The organism is Chryseobacterium contaminans, from assembly GCF_001684955.1.
Lineage (GTDB): Bacteria > Bacteroidota > Bacteroidia > Flavobacteriales > Weeksellaceae > Chryseobacterium > Chryseobacterium contaminans.
On record NZ_MAYF01000128.1, the window covers coordinates 1 to 5,433 of the forward strand.

The window sequence follows — 5,433 nt, forward strand, 5'->3', positions numbered from 1 at the left end:
ATATCGGTGAACTCCAACTCTTGGAGTGGCTGTTAACTCTGCCAGAATATTATGATCGTCAAGTTTTACCCGGTAATATCCGGCTTCTGCTTTTTCGTTCTGATGTGAAAACCTGCTTCTATATCCGTTTCCAGGGTTGGCTGCAGTTCCGGGATTAAGCTGAATGGCTCCCACAGTAGGCATTATCAGAAAATCTCCAAGATCAGAATGGCCTGTACCACTGAAATGAGTAGCGCTGAATCCTGTGATAGTTTTGTCCTCGTAACGGTAGCCTGCGCAATATTTATAGACTTCTCCATTGTATTTCCCGTTAAGTTCATACGAAATAGTATCGGTTTCAGGGCTTAGTTGTATGGCTCCAAAAGGAACCGTAGCACCAGGATAGGTATGTCCCATTTTTTCAGTCCCGATGAGCGGGTTTACATATTGATAGAGTTTTTCAAATTTTTGAGCATTACCATATACACTGAAAAACAGTAATGCGGCAAAAATGGAAGTCCCCGGATTTTTCATAAGCGAATAGATTATTAACAGATAAAATTAAATAAAAATCAACGAATATTATTTATAACATTATTTATGCTGTTATTTTAATCGTGATCCATTCAATATTTATTATTTTTAAGAAAAAATATTTTATGAGTCTATATACACAACCGATGTTGCGCGAAGGTGCACTGAAAGATAAAGTAGCAATTGTAACAGGTGGCGGAAGCGGCCTTGGAAAAGCAATGACGAAATATTTTCTTGAACTGGGAGCCAATGTGGTGATCACTTCAAGAAACCTGGAAAAATTACAGACTACTGCAAAAGAGCTGGAAGCAGAAACAGGTGGTAAAGTTCTGTGTGTAGCATGCGACGTGAGAAATTGGGATGAGGTGGAAGCAATGAAAGAAGCAGCCTTAAAAGAATTTGGAAAAATTGATATTCTTTTGAATAATGCAGCCGGAAACTTTATTTCTCCAACAGAAAAACTGACTCATTCTGCTTTTGATTCTATTTTAGATATTGTTTTAAAAGGAACTAAAAACTGTACACTTTCTGTAGGAAAGCACTGGATAGAATCTAAAACTCCAGGAACTGTACTGAATATTGTTACTACTTATGCCTGGACGGGTTCTGCTTATGTTGTTCCTTCTGCCTGTGCAAAAGCAGGTGTTTTGGCAATGACAAGATCACTGGCTGTAGAATGGGCAAAATATGGAATCCGCTTCAATGCCATTGCTCCGGGACCTTTCCCTACAAAAGGGGCTTGGGATAGACTTCTTCCGGGAGATCTGCAGGAAAAATTCGATATGAAGAAAAAAGTTCCGTTAAGAAGAGTAGGAGAACATCAGGAGTTAGCAAACCTTGCGGCTTATCTTGTTTCGGATTATTCTGCTTATATGAATGGTGAAGTTGTGACTATTGATGGTGGAGAATGGCTTCAGGGAGCAGGTGAATTTAATATGTTGGAAGCTATTCCACGGGAAATGTGGGATGCATTGGAAGCAATGATTAAAGCCAAAAAATCAAACTAAATTAATTTTATTTTAAAAAAGTAGCCTGGATTTGTAACAATTCCAGGCATTTTTTTTACCTATAGGTTATATTCGTAATAATTTTCAAATGAATTTAAAATTTCCAGCCCTAGTTTCTGCTATTACGGTTTTCTTTTTTTCCGGAACCGTTTCAGCGCAGGAAGCACCAAAGTATGATTATGTAGAGGCCTTTAAACCCTTCTTCTATCCTCAGACAGGTACGGAAACCCGCTCTGCAAGCGGACAACCGGGACATGCCTATTGGCAGAACTCAGCAGATTATCATTTGAATGTCAGTCTGAATGAAAGTAAAAAAGAAATTACAGGTACTGCAGAGATTAAATACACCAACAATAGTCCGGATAAGCTTAATTTCCTTTGGCTTCAGCTTGATCAGAACCTGTTTGCGAAAGATTCACGTGGCAATGCCGTTGTTCCTTTATCAGGAAGCAGAAACGGAGCCCATGGAGAAACTTTTGATGGTGGATACACCATCAAATCTGTAAAACTTGATGGAAAAGAGGTAAAATACACCATTACAGATACAAGAATGCAGATTGATCTTCCCGGAGAACTAAAAGCAAGAGGTGGAGTTGCAAAAATTTCTATTGAATATTCCTTTGTTTCCCCAGAATATGGATCAGACAGAATGGGAGTGCAAGATACAAAAAATGGTAAAATCTTTACCATAGCGCAATGGTATCCGAGAATGTGTGTGTATGACGATGTTATGGGATGGAATACACTTCCGTATGTAGGTGCGTCTGAATTTTACCTGGAATATGGAGATATTACGGCAAATATTACTGTACCGGCCAATCATTATGTAGTGGCATCAGGAGAGCTTCTTAATGAAAATGAAGTATACAGCAAAGAAGAAATAAGCAGGTGGAATCAGGCTAGAAATAGTGATAAAACAGTAATGATTCGTCCGGAAACTGAAATTGGTAAAAATAAACCTTCAGGAACAAAAACCTGGAAGTTTAAAATTACTCAGGCACGTGATTTTGCCTGGGCATCATCTGCTGGCTTCATTTTGGATGCAGCGAGAATCAATCTTCCGAATGGAAAAAAATCATTAGCCATTTCCGCTTATCCTGTAGAAAGTGCAGGAGAAAAAGCCTGGGGAAGATCTACTGAATATACAAAAGCAGCAATAGAACATTATTCGAACAAATGGTATGGCTATACTTACCCGGCGGCAACCAATGTGGCTGGAAATGAAGGAGGAATGGAATATCCCGGAATTGTTTTCTGCCATATGGATTCTAAAGGGGAAGATCTTTGGGGTGTTACAGATCATGAGTTCGGGCACAACTGGTTTCCTATGATCGTAGGTTCTAATGAGAGGTTATTTGCCTGGATGGATGAAGGGTTTAATACATTTATCAACGAGATTTCCACAGAAGCCTTTAACAAAGGAGAATATTACAGGAAAAAGCGCTTAGGACAGGCAGGAAATTTCTTTATGAATGATAATCTGGAGCCTGTAATGGTAGGACCGGATAATATGAAGGAAAGAAGTATTGCTGCTCTGGCCTATTACAAACCCGGAGCTGGTTTATCCATTTTGAGAGAATCTATTTTGGGACCTGAAAAATTTGATAAAGCTTTCAGAACTTATATAGATCGTTGGGCGTTCAAACATCCTACTCCTTGGGATTTCTTCCATACGATGGAGAATGTTTCAGGAGAAGAGCTTACCTGGTTCTGGAGAGGATGGTTCTTCAATAAGTGGAAAATAGATCAGGGCGTGAAGAGCGCCAAATACATTGACGGAGATTTTAAAAAAGGTGCTCTGATCACGGTTGAAAATATAGGTCAATTACCGATGCCTACCACTGTTCAACTGAAATTTGCAGATGGAACGGTCAAAAATGTCAAAATACCTATCGAAGTTTGGAAACGAAATACGGAATGGACTTTCAAAGTAGATTCTGACAAGGCCATAAAAGAAGTGAAGGTAGATCCGGATTCTCAAATTCCTGATACTAATTTGAATAATAACAGTCTGGTATTATAAAGGCTTATTTAAAAGAATTAATTTAACATTATTATCATATGAATAAGACTTCTCTGTCACGGAGAAGTCTTATTTTTGTCTCAAATTGATAAAATAATTATGAATTTCAGATTTTCAATGATGTTCCTGATGCTGTGTACATGGGGATTTTCACAGGACCTTACCGTAATGAGCTTTAATATCAGGCTGAATGTTGCTTCAGATAAAGAAAATGCATGGCCGGAGAGAAAGCAGGATGTTGCAGATTTACTAACCTATTATCATCCCGATTATTTTGGAGTTCAGGAAGCGCTTCCGGAGCAGATGAAGGATATAAAAAATGGGCTGAAGAATTATGATTATATTGGAGTAGGAAGAGATGATGGTAAAGAGAAAGGAGAGTTTTCTGCTATTTTTTATGATACTCAAAGGCTGGAAGTGATAAAATCCGGGACATTCTGGTTGTCTGAAACTCCGGAAAAGCCCTCGAAAGGGTGGGATGCGGCATTGAACAGGATCTGTACCTATGCTGTTTTTAAAGATAAAAAATCAAAAAAGGAATTTCTTGCGATGAATCTTCACTTCGATCATATAGGAAATGTAGCCAGAGTAAAGTCTTCAGAACTGATTTTGAAAAAGATCAAAGAGCTTAATCCTAAAAATCTGCCGGTAACGGTAAGCGGGGATTTTAACCTTACGGATGATACAGAACCGGTTAAAATTCTTTCCCAGAATATGAAGGATACTTTTTATCATTCGGAAACGAAACATTATGGGCCTGTAGGAACCTTTACTGCTTTTAATGTTAACGAAATACCTAAAGAAAGAATTGATTATATTTTTACAAACGGGTTCAAAATAAGATCACACCGCCATATTAATGACAGAAGAGAGAATCTCCTTTATCCATCGGATCATTTTCCGGTTATTGTGAAGCTTTCCTTTTAAACTATTAATCGGTTGGAAAATCAATTTCAAATCCAATTCCTCTGAGGGATTGGATTTTTACTTTCGGATCATGGCTGAAATATTTACGAAGCCTGCTGATAAATACATCAAGGCTTCTTCCTGTAAAATAATCATTGGTTTCCCACAGGTTATCCAGGATATTATTCCTTGTAATGGTAGAATGGTTATGCTTCAGAAGGTATAATAGCAATTCCTGTTCACGGACGGTCATTCGTACATTGCCGTTAGGATGAGACAAAAGAAGTTTTTGGGTATCCAAAGAATATTCTCCGATTTTTATCTGAGGGTCTATAGTGGGTGGTAAAGTTCTTTTCAGAATATTTCTGATTCGCAATACCAATTCTTCCGGATCACATGGTTTGGGGATATAATCATCCGCACCCATTTTTAATCCGGTTAATCGGTCAATTTTCTGGTTTTTTGCTGTTAAAAATAAAAGCGGAAAGTTGTTATGTTCTTTTAATATCATTTTCGCAAGTGAGAAACCGTCAATATTAGGCATCATAACATCCAGAATGCCGATCTGAAAAGGGAAGTCTGTTGTAATAAGCGGAACGATATCTTCAGGGTTCTGATACCAGCTGATCTCAAAATCTTCCAGTTCAAGATATTGTTTAAGAATTGTTCCAAAATCCGAATCGTCTTCTGCCAGCAGGATTTTAATTTTCATAAGGAATGGTTATTTTAAAGGTACTTCCCACACCGGGTTGACTGGAGACATCAACTTTACCGTGATAAGATGTAATGATTTCTTTTACAAAATACAGCCCAAGCCCAAGGCCTTTGCTGTTATGAACATTATTGGCCTGTATCCTGTAGAATTTTTCAAAAATATTCTTCAGTTCTTTACTTTCCATACCGTTACCATTATCAGAAACTTCAATTTTCAAGTGCTGAGCAGAATTACTGGTATTAATGGTTACGATAGAAGCTCCATATTTT

At 38.0% G+C, this 5,433-nt stretch carries 5 protein-coding genes and 1 pseudogene; 3 read left to right on the forward strand and 3 right to left on the reverse strand.

The annotated features are described in order from the left end of the window. Window positions 1-513: pseudogene (locus BBH99_RS09245) on the reverse strand (glycoside hydrolase family 92 protein); the annotation flags it as partial. 125 nt (window positions 514-638) lie between these two features. Here BBH99_RS09245 and BBH99_RS09250 point away from each other — a divergent pair. The 3 genes from BBH99_RS09250 to BBH99_RS09260 all read left to right on the forward strand — a co-directional run bounded on the left by BBH99_RS09250 (window position 639) and on the right by BBH99_RS09260 (window position 4,470). Then, complete coding sequence (locus BBH99_RS09250; RefSeq protein WP_066694872.1) at window positions 639-1,520, forward strand: SDR family oxidoreductase; 882 nt, start codon at window positions 639-641, stop codon at window positions 1,518-1,520. 88 nt (window positions 1,521-1,608) lie between these two features. Beyond that, window positions 1,609-3,543, forward strand: coding sequence for a M1 family metallopeptidase (locus BBH99_RS09255; protein WP_066694874.1), 1,935 nt, complete (start codon window positions 1,609-1,611; stop codon window positions 3,541-3,543). Between the two features lie 99 nt (window positions 3,544-3,642). Then, complete coding sequence (locus BBH99_RS09260) at window positions 3,643-4,470, forward strand: endonuclease/exonuclease/phosphatase family protein (RefSeq protein WP_066694876.1); 828 nt, start codon at window positions 3,643-3,645, stop codon at window positions 4,468-4,470. 4 nt (window positions 4,471-4,474) lie between these two features. Here the strand turns inward: BBH99_RS09260 and BBH99_RS09265 are convergent, their stop codons facing one another. Next, a complete protein-coding gene (locus tag BBH99_RS09265) occupies window positions 4,475-5,161 on the reverse strand; it encodes a response regulator transcription factor (RefSeq protein WP_066694878.1) in 687 nt (228 codons plus the stop codon). After that, on the reverse strand, window positions 5,151-5,433 hold a 283-nt coding region (locus BBH99_RS09270; RefSeq protein ID WP_131799205.1), incomplete at its 5' end, for an ATP-binding protein. The genes BBH99_RS09270 and BBH99_RS09265, both read right to left, overlap by 11 nt.

Coding starts and splice junctions, on each gene's coding strand:
- BBH99_RS09250 (WP_066694872.1), top strand. CDS start 639: ATGAGTCTATATACACAACCGATGTTGCGCGAAGGTGCACTGAAAGAT.
- BBH99_RS09255 (WP_066694874.1), top strand. CDS start 1,609: ATGAATTTAAAATTTCCAGCCCTAGTTTCTGCTATTACGGTTTTCTTT.
- BBH99_RS09260 (WP_066694876.1), top strand. CDS start 3,643: ATGAATTTCAGATTTTCAATGATGTTCCTGATGCTGTGTACATGGGGA.
- BBH99_RS09265 (WP_066694878.1), bottom strand. CDS start 5,161: ATGAAAATTAAAATCCTGCTGGCAGAAGACGATTCGGATTTTGGAACA.